Raw genomic sequence first — 12,529 nt, forward strand, 5'->3', positions numbered from 1 at the left:
GCCGAGCGCAGACAGCCGGGCGAGATCGGCTAGTTTTTTTCCGCTGCGCCGTTCTCTTTGTAATACTTGTTAAAGCAGAGCGTGGCCATGCCGGCGATGTCGAGAAGAGCGTCGAAGGCATCGGCGCTGAATGCGGCGGGCGTGTCGTCCTGCTCCAGCACCAAGCGCTGGTCGCGCCAATCGGTGGTCACTTCGCGCAAAACGTCTTTGGTCAGCGCGCCGTTATCCAGCTGATCCTTCAGCTCGTCGGCGCCCTTTCGGGTGCAGATCAGGGAGAAGCGGAAAGGAACCTGGCGGCCAGCGCCGTCCTTGGTATGTCCGCTGACGGGGACGATTACGGTGTTGCTGATGACGACTTTGTATTTCGAGCTCATTTTTTCGACTTTCAATGAATGGCTTGCGCCGATTAGAAGCTGGTGACGATGCGGATTTCGTCGTTGCCGGTTTTAGGGCTGATGTTCAGCTTGTAGCCGATCATCCGGTTGCCGTTCTTGTCTTCCTTGGTTGGATCGGTACGCTGCACGGCCGGCATGAAGATCAGCACCTTGTCGCCGGCCACCGTGCCGTGTTGCAGCCCGATACTGGTCAGTGCTGCGCCTTTGACGTCGGCCATCATCGCCACCTCTTGAGCGGCGGTCAGCTCCAACTTGATGGAGCCCGTGACCTTGCGATCGGTGATCGGCACGGACTCGCCGCCCAGCAAGGACTGGAATGGCGTCTGGATCCCGAAGTCGACCGTGAGACCTTCGCTCGGATAGGTCGTGCCGGTGACCAGCGCCGGCGCAATGCCGACCGCGTGCGTGGCGCCGAAGGTCAGGTCGCCGGAGTTGGCGTCGACCACAACCTGCGGTACGCGCCACGCGTCCAACGTCGTGGACGGAGCGGCCAGCGCCGTGTCACCGCCATCGATGCCGACAAACTTGAAGCTGAGCTTTGGTATCTCACCGACGCTCATTTTCAGTGACGCTGTGCCGCGCGCACCGAGAAGCTTGTGGAGCACCCCGTCATCGAACCAGTAGGCCGTAACGGATTCGAAGCTCGTTGACACGGGGGTATAGTCGACACGGGTCGTTGCGGTCAGCACTTCTGCAAAGCCGATGGCGCGCATCAAAGGGCCCCATGCTGGCGCGATACCTGGCGTTCCGGAACCGACCAGTTCGACATCAAAGCCGACTTCTTTGTACCGGGTGCCGACCAGCTGCTCCGAATTGCCAAGGTACGGTCGAACGACGTCGCGGGCGACGTTCTGTGCGTTCAGCACATTGATGGACAGGTTGCTGACCAGCAGCGCGTTCGCGGCGCCGGACGGCAATGCATCCTGGCCGTAGGTCGTTTCCAACTTGACCAGGATCGCGGTGTTGCGGATAAGACGGGTCATGGCTTACTCCTGAACGGGTTGATCTGCTGAAGGCACCGAGGTCCGGCTGATCGCTCCGGTCTCCGGCGTGCGGGTATAGCTTCCGCCCTGCTGCGGCTCTTCCTGCTGATCTGCGACCACGACGCCGTTTGGCGCTGCTGCCGAATCGGCGGTTTTCTTACTGCTCATAAAGTTACCTCCAAGGTTGAGTTTTTCGTACGGTGTCTAACGACGTAGGTCATGCGTACCCAGCCGGTCTTTTCGCCATCGGCGCCGTACTCCGCCTCCAGCGCGGGGGAACCGATATCGAATACGCGATTGCCTAAGGTGGTATCCGACGCCATGCGGTCATAGACCGCCAGCAACAGCGGGTCGACCGCCTCATCACCACCCGTGTCGGTCGATCGCGCATAGCACTCGACCACAACGCGTGTCTGCCAGTCGACCGGGGCGTTGACGATGGCGCCAGGAGTTGGCATTGCGCCATCCCATAAGACCGTGACCGCCGTTTCGTTCTGCTTCGGAATCGCGCGGTCGCGGGCACGATAAATATTCGGCGAAACGGCTGGCGCCTGTCCGAGCAGTTCAATTACGGCGCCGACAATTCCGGAAAAGGTCGTGGCCATCATGAAACCTCCAGGATCAGCACGGTCAGGCCGGTGCCATCCGGCTCGAGATCAACCACGCTGTAGTTGATGCTCTTGTGGGTCAGAAGCTGGCCGATCGGCTCGGCCGGCACGGCGGCAGACGCCATGGAGTAGGCCGGGTGAATGCTGGACATACCCAACCCTCCGCCGGCGCGAACATAAGCACTGTCAAAAATGCCCGCGACCGCGACGCCGCCCAGCAGGTCGCCGCCATGCGAGAACTCGCCGGCGACGAAAAACGGGGTCAGGTCATCACCGATCATGACTTACTTGCCGTCCTGATCGGTGCCGGCCGGGGTATCGGGCTTGACATCGGACTTGTCGCCAGCCGGGGTATCGCTACCGCCTTCGGCCTTGCCGCCACCAGCAGGGGTTCTAGGCTCGTTGCCGGGTTTGCCGCTGTCCTTGTCGGCCTTCTCCTTGCCGGAGTATGGCTCGGCGGAACCTGCGGCGATCAGCGCCCTGGCCTGCCGGTCCGACACATTTGGCGTGGCGCCGATCTCCAACGACTCGCCATCATGGTTCACGGGGGAAGTAATGAGAATTTTCATGTCCACCCCTTATGCAACAGCGTTGGTGATCAGATAGCCTGCGTCGGCGCCCGCGACCACTGGAGCAACTTCATCCGTCACCGGATAGATCCAGCTCTTGGTGTTGCGGTCGTAGTACGGCTCTTCGACGAGTGGATAGCCGTCCAGCTGATAGGTGTAGCCGTAGGACGGCTTGCCTTGCTCGGCCAGCGTGCCGATCTCGACGTAAGCGAGCACGACGTCCTTGCCCCACACATCGGAGAAATTACCGGCATCATCCGCATAAACCGCATCGCCAACCAGAACCGCTGCCAGGCCGAAGAATTGGGCCAACAGCTCCAGCGTCGGAACGTCGCGGCCGGTGTACTTCGTGCGTTCGATGATCTTCGGATGCTGTTTCAGCATCGCCAGTACAGCGGCGCCGATTACCGCGACGTTTGGCCGTTTGCCGATTTTCTTGCGCACGGCTTCCTTGCCGGTTTCCATGTTGGCGACCGGATCGCTCACGCCGCTGAAATCACTCCACTGCGACGTTCCGGACAGCGTTACCTTGTTGGAGGCGCTGTATTTGGACGCGTCGCGAGCGACGTCGGCGCGCTGTTTCTCCAGGCGCAGTGCGATGATGTTCTGGGTTTTGTTCACCGTGGTGACGCCCATGTCGATGCCCGGGACAGCGCTGGCCTCCTGCATGGTCTCGATCGGCAAGACGCCTTCCAGGCTGTGGCTTTCAAGCGTGTACGACGCGCCGAGGTAGCCGAACTGCACGCGCTTGGTATTCTGGCCGGGCGAGCGGCCGGTCGCGTACAGCATGAAGTCTTCTTTGCCGAACTGGACGATCTTGCCGCCGCGCTGCGCGACCGGCACCAGCGGGAACAGTGCACCGCCCACGAATTCGTTATTGGTGTAACCCTGCGCCGCGCTGGTCAGTACCGGATCGATGACGCGCGCTTGGGAGTTGTTCATTTGGCCCATGTTGATTCCTTAGTTATGTTGTTTGGGTGAGAGAATCAGTTCGGAATGAGCAGAATCTCAGCCAAGCTGCCAGCGCCGACGGCGGCGGTGATGGCCCGCCCCACGGTGACACCCGATGCCTTGGTAATGAACCGCCCTACAGCGTCCAGCTCCAGCGCCGCATCAGCTGCGAACGCGGCGCCAGCTTCGCCAGGCATGGTGCCCTGGACGCCAACCGATACACGCTCGCCGATGGCGGCTGCGAAATCGGTCACGCCCAAGCAGCGCGCGCCGGCCGCTGGAACTGCGCCAGTGCCGGTGACGGCACGGTTTGCGGACAAGGCAGCAGTTGCTACCACTGACAGGGTCAAGATTTTGATGCCAACTGCTGCCATGATTTACTCCTCGATATTGAAATGTTAAAAACGCTACTACTTGCCGCCGACCGCTTTGTACGCAGCGACGTAGGTCATGCCCGGGTTGGCGGCCATGTGGGTTTTAGCCTTCGCGTCCAGTTCCTGGCGGGAAGGCTCCTGCTCCTGCGCTGCGGGCAGAACGGCAGCGGGAACCTGAACCACTGGCAGAGGCGCGTCAGCAGCGGAAGCACGAGCGTGTGCTTCGCGGCTGGTGCGCTCGGCAGCCAGCACGGCCTGCGCGGCATCGCCCGCAGTGGACTTTCCATCGAACTTCATGCCGGCAATCAGTGCCTCATGTCCAGGAATCAGTTGGCTTTCGACGGCCTGAATACGCGCGCGCTCCGCAGCGGCACCTTCGGCGATAAAACCTTGCACGACAGCCGGATGTGCGGCTTTCATTTCTTCTGGGGTCACGATGTTTTCTCCCTTGGGGATGGTGGTGGTGGATGCCGCAGGTGCGCGGCCAGGTACAAACACGCGGCCGCCCTGCTGGCGGTCGTCGTTCAGTTTCGCGATCAGCGCGTCGAAGGTCATGATCCCGTCCACAAGTCCAGCATCGACGGCTTGCTGACCAGTGAAGATCCGGCCGTCGGCCATATCCGCGAGCACCTTTTCAGGAGCGACACTGCGGTGGTCGGCGACGGCGCCAACAAACAGCGAATACATATAGTCCAGCTGATCCTGAATGGATTGGCGGCCTTCATCGGAGAGCGGGCCATATTGGCTGGCGATGCGCTTGAATTTTCCAGCGCTGATCTCGGTGGTTTTGATGCCTCGCGCTGCTTCAGCTGCGCTGATATCCTTGTGTGCGGCGACCACGCCGATCGAGCCGACGGCCGTGGTGCCGTCAACGATGTAGACCTTCTGTGCGGCGCTGCCGCTCCAGTAGCCCGCGCTCGCGATCATGCCAGCCCCCAAGGCGACGATAGGCTTGACCTTACGTGCTTCTTTGACCGCATTGGCAAACAATTCCGTGCCGTCGACGGTGCCGCCAGGGCAGTTATCGTAGTGAAGCATGATGCTGTGCACGGCCTGGTCGCGCTTTGCGCCATCGATCGCGCGCATCGCCAGTTGGCTGCTGGCGCCGCCCGAGATCTGGCTGAACATGTTCATCTTCTTGGCGATGACGCCGTTGATCGGTACGACAGCTACACCATCGACAATCTCGTAGTCCTTCTGCTCGTTCGCCATCGGCCGGCCCAGACGCTTCTCGACTGCCTCTATGTCGATATGCTCGCCACGTACGTGCGCGCCATAGATCGCGTGCAGCTCAATCAGCTTGCTCGGCTCAATCGCCCATGGTGCGTTAAGGACATCGAAGATATTCATCTGTGGCTCGAAATGTGGACTTGAGCCTGAACTCTACTGATTCGACCAAGCTGAAAACAGGGCAAATTGAGACAACTCCCGCATCGGGTAACCACGACGTTCGGCGGATCAGCTCCGGTATTCACTACCATCGAGACCAACCTCACGCCGGGAACCACGCCAGGACTTGAGCCGCAAACGCCGACGCGGCCGGCACGTGGACGGAGTCGTCTTTCGGATGTGTGCCGTCGTCATACTTCCAGTAGCGCGTGCCGTTGACACCCGCCAGCCCACCGTTGGTGCCCTGGGCGAACGCAGAGAAGTCGAAGGCACCGTCGTACTCCTTTGCGGCGCCGCCGTAATCGAGACTGGCGTAGGTTCCGCGCCGCATAGTCCGGTCGTTGTAGGTGTGCTGCTGCCCGGTCAGCGCCGCCTCGCCCAAGGATGGCCAAGTGGCGTCGCCGTTCTTTGGTGTCTGGTTGGCCTCCGTCTTCCAGCCGTCCGCCCAGGTGCCGGGAACGGATGCCGAAGCACCCGCCAGGTCGGCGATCTGGTAGGTGTACTGCGTCGGGCCGATGACCGTGCAGACCGCATTGAGCTGGTTGAAGCCGGCCGGAGTCGCGCTAGCGATCGTATGCGGAGCGCCGCTGACCATGTTGGCAGTGGACCCTGTCGTTGCCGTTGCCGTGGTTCCCGAGCTGGTGATCGCGGTGTTGGCGACGGTGCAGTTCGTGGCAGGTGGGAACGTGAAGCCATAGACTTTGCCGCCTGGCTTGATCTTGCTCCGCAACAGAGTGGTCATCCATTCGGTCAGCGTGCCGAGACCGGCGGCGTCGTAGTAAGAGTGACCACTGGAGCGGTCATTCTTTCCTAGGCCAGTGAACACGTGGTCGCACAATTGCATGGCCTGCATACGCCAGCCGTTTTGCGTCGCTGGGAAGCTGTCGCGCATGTTTCGTATGTTGGAGCCGGAAACGGAGGCGTCGATGAAGGATTTTCCGGCCATGTTCAGCCCGCGCTTGGCGTAGTTTTGGACGCCATCCGCGTCGCCCAGGTCCTCTGACGTCAATGCGAGAGTCGCGTCGCCGGCGACACCGTTCTCGATAGAGTCGCCATTGATACCGAAGACGGGAATCGACGGGTCGCCGTCGCCCAGCACCATCCACGGCGCCAGAATGGCACCGAATTTACTGGGGGCTGGAACCCCCGTCCAGTTCTTGGCGCGAATCAGGTCGCCTGTTGCGCCCGGGCCTGCCTCTCCGGCCGCGTTGTAGATCAAATCGCCCATGCCAGTCGCGTGGCTGCTGATATTCGCCGGATGGCGTACCAAGTTAGCGCCCTTGATCTTCAGCTGGTGGAAATAGGCTTCCCCCGCAGCCAAGGCAGGCATCGGATCGGGCCGCAGCTTCCAGCCTTCCGGGACATTCGCCACGTAGCCGCCGCCAGTGACGCTGCCGCCAGCAGCGATGAAGTCCGCATCCGCAGCCGTGAGGTTGAACGTGGCCAGCACCAGTGTGGCGCCACTTTGATCTTCCCCTCGCCCGGTAATGTTTCTCAGTTGCGAATATTCATACGCCACGGTGGTGGTGGACGGCAGCGTCGGGTTGCAGCCACGTTCTTCCCCGGTCACCCCAACAACATACCCGTGCAAGATCGTCGGCCGAGGATTGGCCACGGCGACGTTGCTCTTGTCGTAGCCACGGTAGTACTTGACTGGGAACGCGGTGGAAAACTGGCCGGTGGTGAATGGGATCTTTCCGCGCGTGCTGGCGGAAAGCAGCTTAGTCACGGGTACGTACGCCGACACGGCCACACCTACAGCCGGCGTCACCTGGTTCGACGCATCGCATCCGACGACAAAGCCGACATCGCCCGCCTGGATCTGATACGTCAGCGAATTGACCGCGTTGGCTACAGCACCAGAGATCGGCGTCTTGACAGGCGCCGCCGGCGGCACCGGGATTGTCGAGCGCGTGAACTGCAGCGTGCCGATGACGCCGGCCGGCAGCGTCGCAGTGATCGTCTGATCGAGGGTGAATATTCCAGTCAGGGTCGCTGCGGCCGTTCCACCCTTGCCCGTATTGACGACGGCCGCCATTATTTGCCTCCTGCGGTGATGGTCAACGCTGCCGCGCCAGCTGACTTGGCACGGATTTGCACTTCGGACCAGCCCAAAGCCACCAGCTGAACGAAGCCACTTGCGCCGGCAGGAGTCGTTGTCACATCCGTGCCAGCGTCATCGCGGCCATATGCCTCGACCTGGCTCAGCGCCAAAGGGATCCACTTGGCGTTGCGGTCACCACGCGCCCATACCTCAAAGCCAGTCAAGGCAGCGACGGTGACTGCAACCGAAATCGTCAGTCGGCTCAGCGGCGTGACGTCGAAGGTGGCTATCACGGCTGCGGCAGTGCCGGCCGTCAGCGTGACGGCGATTGGCCCCACATCCTGATAGACCGTGGTGTAGGTAAGCTTTTTAAAATCAGGGGCCATGATGGGTCCTCGCTATGCTGTGGTGGTAGTTCTCGAATCGTTTGGAGCGGCTGGCGTCTCAGCATCGGGATGAGGTGGCGTCTTCGCAGTTGGCGCACCTGGCGGCGTATAGATGCCGTCGCGCTGCTCCGCACGTATTTCCTTGACTCGCTGCTTGTGCTTGGTTTGCCACGACAAGCCGTCGTAAGCGATGCTTTCGGCGTCCTTCGTGCTGATATTCAGCGCGATGCGCTTCTCCGCAGCATCGACTTCCTTGCCGGGATCGATGCTGCCAGGACCATCGCCGGTCCACACGGCGCCGCACCAGGCAGCGCGAATCAGATCGCTAGCAAAGAAGCCTGGAGCGCGGATGCGTCCAGTGGCCACCTCGTCAGCGAGCCACAGTTCCAATACAGGCTGGCAAAGGTACGTGGACAGCCGGTCGCGGTTTCGACGGAATGCCTTCCAAGCCATCAGCAGTGCGGCGCGCGCGGCGCTGTAGCTGCTTTGGAAGTGCATCGTCAACACCTCGAACGGCATCTCCAGGGCCATGCCGATCTGGCGTACCATCGCCGTCCAAAATGGGTCGAACGCAGGATTGGGGCGCCCAGGTGTTGTCGTCTGCACCTCTTCGCCAGGCAGCAGATTGATGGCCTTGCCGGACTCCATCTCGCCGCTCCAGTCGCTCGCCTTGCTGACGATCGTGCCCTGAGCATCCTCGTCGAACATGTCCTGAAACGCTTCCGGGTCCATCTTGATGAAGACGCTGAACATGCCGCTCACCACCGCAGCATTTAACTCCGCATCGCTCCAGCGACCCAATTGCTTCAACGGCTCGATAATTGGTGCGATCCACGGGACGCCGCGCACCTGGCCAGGGCGGATGACATCGAACAGGTGGATGACGTTCAGGCGGCCGGTGCTATCGCCGCGCACCACGCGACGTTCCCAGGTGTTGTTGCCGGCACCGTCACCAGGATGCCTCTTCGAGATATGCACGGCGACGGTCTCACCAGTTTCCGGACTGAGCTCGATGCCATCGATGAGCGTGTCCGTGTTAGCTCCCTTGTTTGGGTTCGAAACGCGGTCCGCCTCGATGATCTGAAGCGCGAGTACCGGCTCCTTGCCAGTGCGGGTGACGCGCGGTGTGAGCAAGAAGTTGTCACCGCTCTCCAAAGTCGAGCGGTAACTCAGGTCTTGGATGCCGTAGAAATTCAGTCGGCGATCCAGCGAGCAATCGGGCGAGTTCGCCCAAGCGTCAAATCTCGCCTTCGTCACTACGCTCCAATCCTCAGCCTCCTCTTCGGAAAGCCCAAGCAATTCGGCGTTGATCGATGGCGTATACGTGAGCCCGGTTCCAACCACACTGCTGACCTTCGTGTTGAGGGCACCCAGGGCAACCGGTGCATTGCGCATCTGATCGCGACTGCGGCTGCGCAACATTGGCAGGTCGCGGATGATGTCGGCGGTGGGCGATCCGCCCATCGGCAGGTACCGATTCAGTGCGGTGCGATCGAGGCGGGCGCCGGTATAGCCGCCAGCCACGGCCAGCTGCGCGCGTGCCGACATGCGCTGCATCGCAATCTTCGGCGAGACGTACGCTATTACCTTGTCCAGTATGTTTTGCTGGGCGAATGGATTAAATCGGTCGCCCATATTAGCCGCCCGGGACCAAGGTGCGGCTGCGGCCACGGCCCGTTGCCCGGCTGGCCAGTTCGCCGACGCGCCGGTTCCACAGGGTGATGCCGGTTTGGATTGTGGCGAGATCGGCACGCGTGAGCTTCCTGCCTGCTATCTCGTAACTCTGGCCTGCGAGGGCGGCGGTCTCGGCCGCAAGGTAACTTTCGAGCTGCGCCTGCGCGAGTTGTAGCGTAATTCCTGCCATTGAGATTCCTTTCGTGACCAGCTGGAACTCTATGGGAACTACGGGGACGAAAACAGGGCAAATTGAGACGTTATTCGCCGCCCTTCTTCATGAGCCTATAGAGCGAGGCGCGGCTGATGCCGTGCTTCGCAGTCACCTCTTCAGTGGACATCTCTGTCGCACCGTCGGCAAATGCCTGCGCGCGCTCCATGCGTGTGAGGTGCTTCTTACGCTTGGGAATCCGAACCCGCAAGCCGCCGTATTCCGCCCTGATCTTCGCTTCGATGAGATGCGCGACGTCGGCGTCGAGCCCCTCCGCCCTGCACGCCCGAAGGATGATCTCGACGATATCCGGATCCGGATCGAGGTTCATGCACCACCCCGCCTGGTTCCTTTAAGCGAAATGCGTCCGCCGGCCACGCGGGCTGCCGCGCGCGGTGCCGGCGGCAGGGACGTGGCCGGCGCCGCACCGGCCACGGCCTCGTCCGGTGTCTGCTCGGCTACCTGGTGCGCGACAATGGTTTCCGTTGGCGCGCCCGCCGGCACATGCTCCGGTTCCGCCTGTTTGAACAAGTCCAGATTTGCCGGGTTCAGCCGCGCGCGCATGTTCTGCCAATACAGCTCGCTCTTTTTGTGCAGGCCCAGGTGGTGGGCGGCCGCCAGGTTGTAGACCATCAAATCCAGGGCCTCGTTGCGGTCGCCGGCTTTCTTGTCCCAGCTGCTGAACTTGTGGCCGCGTCGGTATTTGGTGACGCGGAACTCCGAAGTCAGTTGCTTGAAGTAGTCCTCGGTGAGGTTGCTGGCGAAGTGCGTGGCACCCGGGCCGTCGACGATCTTCCATCGGTTGGTGAGGTAGTCCTTGGCGGTGTCGGTTCCGACGAACCACAGTTGGGCGCCGTGCTTCTCGACCTTCCCGCGCGGGTTGACGTCGACCAGCGTCGGTTTCGAACTGATGATCGGTCGATTCGGGCGCGATGCCCCCTTGATCGCGAACACGTGGTTTCTCCGCTGCGTGTACGCGAAGTTGTAGACTTCCTGCGTGTGCGAGCCGCCTGAATCCACGAATGCGCCGTCGATGCCGAGGATCTCGCCGCCGGCGTGGCGATACTGGCCCTGCAGCAGTTGCAACGCCTTCTTCCAGGTGGCGTCCTCCGCTGGATCGCCGTGCACGATCTGGTAATCGACAACCCAGTTCTCCATCCCCTCGCCCCAAGCGACAACCTTGAATTCCAGGCGATCCCCTTGGGTATCAATTGCTGCCGTCAGCACCATGCCGCCCGCCGGCACCTTGCCTAGTGAATAGCCGCTAATGACCGCGCGCTTCATCAGGTCCTCGTGCTTGGTTTTTTCCTTGGCGCGCGCCCACACGCGTGCCAGTCGTGTGTTGTAGAAGGTGATCATCAACGTGTCGTCGCCGGCATCGAGCGCAGTCTTAGCGGCCTTGTATTCCTTCATCAGCACCAGCCACGGCACCCAGCCGTACGGCAAGAACATCCCACTGATCGTCAGACTCACCGTCTCGCCGTCGCCGGCGACGCCGTCGGACCACGCGCCGCGCGCGAACATGCGGTTCTTGTCAGCCTCATACATCATCGCCCCGCAATCGCTGCAAGGGTACATCGCGACCTGGCCGTCTTCCGAGAGCTTCAGGCGTTCGAACACCAGCGGCTGCGCCGCTCCGCAATGCACGCAATCGGCCAGCGCCTCCTCTTGTGTGCCACGCGCGTAGAGTTCGGCAATGGGCGACTCGTCCTCGATGGTGGGCGAGCTCGGATAATAGGCCTTGCGGTTGCGTTCGAACGTCGTCTGCCGCGCCTCGGCCAGCGCGACCGGCGAGCCCTCGCCGTCGACGTTCTGCACGGCCCGGTCGATCTCGTCGAACAGCACACGGCGCGCCGGCAGCTCGGATAAGTTCGCTGCGGCGCCGGCGGTCACGATGGTCAGCGCACCACCGATGTACTCCTTGGTGTCCATGGTGTTGACCGAGTCGCGCGATCGCGGCGCTGCGACTCGTTCCCTCAACTCCGGCACCGCTTCGATCGTTTTGCTCACGCGCGTGCTGGTGCGCTTTTGCAGTTTGCCAGTGGGCAGTATCCATAGGAAGTTTGACGGGGATTGATGGACGCTGCACGCGAACCAGTTCAGGCCCACCTGAGTTTTGAGCATCTGCGATGCCCCCATCAACACCACCCTCTTACACGGGTGATTGTCGGACAGGACCTGCATGACCCGGCGCGCGTGCGGCGTCCGGCTGGTACGGTACTTTCCGTACTCGTTCGCTCCGCTGGACTTGGGAATGATCATGTAGCGATCGCTCCACTCGTCGACCGTCATGTTCGGATCCGGCTGGAGTCCGCGCGCCACGGCGCCGCAGACGATGTCGCTAGCTGGCGTCATTCGTCCATGCCCTCCGCGGACACACCGACCTGGGCGGTAAACGCGTGGGTCATGCTCTCCAGCAGCTGGCGATGCTCGCGTTCGATCACTTCCTCGCATGCGCCGGCGTCGGCCAGACCGGCCACGTCGCCCGCGATTCGCCGCGCGCAATTCGTCAGGCCGTCGCGCAGCGCGCGCGCGACCTCATAGACTGCGGCGTCGACGTCGGATTTCAGCAGATACTTACCCGCCATCTCCGCCAGCTTGATCTCCGAGATCTCCGCCTCCGCAGCCTCGCGCCGCGCCCGACTCGTCTCGTAGCCTGTCCCTGCGCTAGCGGGATCGTCGTTTTCTGGCGAAGCCGAAGACGCGCTGTTTTTGCCGGCGCGTGCGCGCGTGTGTCGCTTGTAAAGGACCGTCGCATATTCCAGGTCGACCTTACCGTCGGTGACCGGGATCTCGCATCGGTCGATGGCGGCATAGCCCTGCTGGCGGGATATTCCCAGCGTCTTGGCCCAGTCGGCGATTTTTGTCAGGTTCGGCATGCGTAATATGGAGGTGTCAGGATATATGTCAGGAAATTATTCCGGCTGTGGCTAGCGCTTTGACGG

At 61.8% G+C, this 12,529-nt stretch carries 16 protein-coding genes; all 16 read right to left on the reverse strand.

Annotated elements, in window-relative coordinates; translation table 11 throughout:
• Window positions 1–29: 29 nt before the first annotated feature.
• Window positions 30–374: a hypothetical protein gene (locus ACEN9F_RS13380; protein WP_413420509.1), complete on the reverse strand. Its 345-nt coding sequence runs from the start codon at window positions 372–374 to the stop codon at window positions 30–32.
• 32 nt (window positions 375–406) lie between these two features.
• Complete coding sequence (locus ACEN9F_RS13385; protein WP_413420510.1) at window positions 407–1,378, reverse strand: phage tail tube protein; 972 nt, start codon at window positions 1,376–1,378, stop codon at window positions 407–409.
• Between the two features lie 3 nt (window positions 1,379–1,381).
• Window positions 1,382–1,546: a hypothetical protein gene (locus ACEN9F_RS13390; protein WP_413420511.1), complete on the reverse strand. Its 165-nt coding sequence runs from the start codon at window positions 1,544–1,546 to the stop codon at window positions 1,382–1,384.
• On the reverse strand, window positions 1,543–1,986 hold the full coding sequence (locus tag ACEN9F_RS13395; RefSeq protein WP_413420512.1) for a hypothetical protein: 444 nt from the start codon (window positions 1,984–1,986) through the stop codon (window positions 1,543–1,545). Before ACEN9F_RS13395 ends, ACEN9F_RS13390 begins: the two co-directional genes overlap by 4 nt.
• On the reverse strand, window positions 1,983–2,267 hold the full coding sequence (locus ACEN9F_RS13400) for a hypothetical protein (protein WP_413420513.1): 285 nt from the start codon (window positions 2,265–2,267) through the stop codon (window positions 1,983–1,985). Before ACEN9F_RS13400 ends, ACEN9F_RS13395 begins: the two co-directional genes overlap by 4 nt.
• Window positions 2,268–2,270: 3 nt before the next feature.
• A complete protein-coding gene (locus ACEN9F_RS13405) occupies window positions 2,271–2,555 on the reverse strand; it encodes a hypothetical protein (RefSeq protein WP_413420514.1) in 285 nt (94 codons plus the stop codon).
• Between the two features lie 9 nt (window positions 2,556–2,564).
• The gene (locus ACEN9F_RS13410; protein WP_413420515.1) at window positions 2,565–3,497 is read right to left on the reverse strand and encodes a hypothetical protein; all 933 of its coding nucleotides are present in this window, start codon (window positions 3,495–3,497) and stop codon (window positions 2,565–2,567) included.
• Between the two features lie 44 nt (window positions 3,498–3,541).
• Window positions 3,542–3,880, reverse strand: coding sequence for a capsid cement protein (locus ACEN9F_RS13415; protein WP_413420516.1), 339 nt, complete (start codon window positions 3,878–3,880; stop codon window positions 3,542–3,544).
• 36 nt (window positions 3,881–3,916) lie between these two features.
• Complete coding sequence (locus tag ACEN9F_RS13420) at window positions 3,917–5,230, reverse strand: S49 family peptidase (protein ID WP_413420517.1); 1,314 nt, start codon at window positions 5,228–5,230, stop codon at window positions 3,917–3,919.
• 142 nt (window positions 5,231–5,372) lie between these two features.
• A complete protein-coding gene (locus ACEN9F_RS13425) occupies window positions 5,373–7,307 on the reverse strand; it encodes a hypothetical protein (RefSeq protein WP_413420518.1) in 1,935 nt (644 codons plus the stop codon).
• Window positions 7,307–7,699, reverse strand: coding sequence for a hypothetical protein (locus ACEN9F_RS13430; RefSeq protein ID WP_413420519.1), 393 nt, complete (start codon window positions 7,697–7,699; stop codon window positions 7,307–7,309). The genes ACEN9F_RS13425 and ACEN9F_RS13430 overlap by 1 nt, the downstream gene beginning before the upstream one ends.
• Window positions 7,700–7,711: 12 nt before the next feature.
• Window positions 7,712–9,334 (reverse strand): phage portal protein, encoded by a 1,623-nt coding sequence (locus tag ACEN9F_RS13435; protein ID WP_413420520.1) that lies wholly within the window; start codon window positions 9,332–9,334, stop codon window positions 7,712–7,714.
• A 1-nt stretch (window position 9,335) separates the two neighbouring features.
• Window positions 9,336–9,563: a DUF6148 family protein gene (locus ACEN9F_RS13440; protein WP_413420521.1), complete on the reverse strand. Its 228-nt coding sequence runs from the start codon at window positions 9,561–9,563 to the stop codon at window positions 9,336–9,338.
• Window positions 9,564–9,633: 70 nt separating this feature from the next.
• Window positions 9,634–9,915, reverse strand: coding sequence for a hypothetical protein (locus ACEN9F_RS13445; RefSeq protein WP_413420522.1), 282 nt, complete (start codon window positions 9,913–9,915; stop codon window positions 9,634–9,636).
• A complete protein-coding gene (locus ACEN9F_RS13450) occupies window positions 9,912–11,939 on the reverse strand; it encodes a phage terminase large subunit family protein (protein WP_413420523.1) in 2,028 nt (675 codons plus the stop codon). Before ACEN9F_RS13450 ends, ACEN9F_RS13445 begins: the two co-directional genes overlap by 4 nt.
• Window positions 11,936–12,463, reverse strand: coding sequence for a hypothetical protein (locus ACEN9F_RS13455; protein WP_413420524.1), 528 nt, complete (start codon window positions 12,461–12,463; stop codon window positions 11,936–11,938). The genes ACEN9F_RS13450 and ACEN9F_RS13455 overlap by 4 nt, the downstream gene beginning before the upstream one ends.
• Between the last annotated feature and the right edge of the window lie 66 nt (window positions 12,464–12,529).

Origin of the sequence: Duganella sp. CT11-25 (assembly GCF_047302815.1) — a bacterium.
GTDB lineage: Bacteria > Pseudomonadota > Gammaproteobacteria > Burkholderiales > Burkholderiaceae_D > Rugamonas.

What these genes read in the sequence shown, in the direction of transcription:
- ACEN9F_RS13380 (WP_413420509.1), bottom strand. Translation starts at nt 374, where the DNA reads ATGAGCTCGAAATACAAAGTCGTCATCAGCAACACCGTAATCGTCCCC.
- ACEN9F_RS13385 (WP_413420510.1), bottom strand. Translation starts at nt 1,378, where the DNA reads ATGACCCGTCTTATCCGCAACACCGCGATCCTGGTCAAGTTGGAAACG.
- ACEN9F_RS13390 (WP_413420511.1), bottom strand. Translation starts at nt 1,546, where the DNA reads ATGAGCAGTAAGAAAACCGCCGATTCGGCAGCAGCGCCAAACGGCGTC.
- ACEN9F_RS13395 (WP_413420512.1), bottom strand. Translation starts at nt 1,986, where the DNA reads ATGATGGCCACGACCTTTTCCGGAATTGTCGGCGCCGTAATTGAACTG.
- ACEN9F_RS13400 (WP_413420513.1), bottom strand. Translation starts at nt 2,267, where the DNA reads ATGATCGGTGATGACCTGACCCCGTTTTTCGTCGCCGGCGAGTTCTCG.
- ACEN9F_RS13405 (WP_413420514.1), bottom strand. Translation starts at nt 2,555, where the DNA reads ATGAAAATTCTCATTACTTCCCCCGTGAACCATGATGGCGAGTCGTTG.
- ACEN9F_RS13410 (WP_413420515.1), bottom strand. Translation starts at nt 3,497, where the DNA reads ATGAACAACTCCCAAGCGCGCGTCATCGATCCGGTACTGACCAGCGCG.
- ACEN9F_RS13415 (WP_413420516.1), bottom strand. Translation starts at nt 3,880, where the DNA reads ATGGCAGCAGTTGGCATCAAAATCTTGACCCTGTCAGTGGTAGCAACT.
- ACEN9F_RS13420 (WP_413420517.1), bottom strand. Translation starts at nt 5,230, where the DNA reads ATGAATATCTTCGATGTCCTTAACGCACCATGGGCGATTGAGCCGAGC.
- ACEN9F_RS13425 (WP_413420518.1), bottom strand. Translation starts at nt 7,307, where the DNA reads ATGGCGGCCGTCGTCAATACGGGCAAGGGTGGAACGGCCGCAGCGACC.
- ACEN9F_RS13430 (WP_413420519.1), bottom strand. Translation starts at nt 7,699, where the DNA reads ATGGCCCCTGATTTTAAAAAGCTTACCTACACCACGGTCTATCAGGAT.
- ACEN9F_RS13435 (WP_413420520.1), bottom strand. Translation starts at nt 9,334, where the DNA reads ATGGGCGACCGATTTAATCCATTCGCCCAGCAAAACATACTGGACAAG.
- ACEN9F_RS13440 (WP_413420521.1), bottom strand. Translation starts at nt 9,563, where the DNA reads ATGGCAGGAATTACGCTACAACTCGCGCAGGCGCAGCTCGAAAGTTAC.
- ACEN9F_RS13445 (WP_413420522.1), bottom strand. Translation starts at nt 9,915, where the DNA reads ATGAACCTCGATCCGGATCCGGATATCGTCGAGATCATCCTTCGGGCG.
- ACEN9F_RS13450 (WP_413420523.1), bottom strand. Translation starts at nt 11,939, where the DNA reads ATGACGCCAGCTAGCGACATCGTCTGCGGCGCCGTGGCGCGCGGACTC.
- ACEN9F_RS13455 (WP_413420524.1), bottom strand. Translation starts at nt 12,463, where the DNA reads ATGCCGAACCTGACAAAAATCGCCGACTGGGCCAAGACGCTGGGAATA.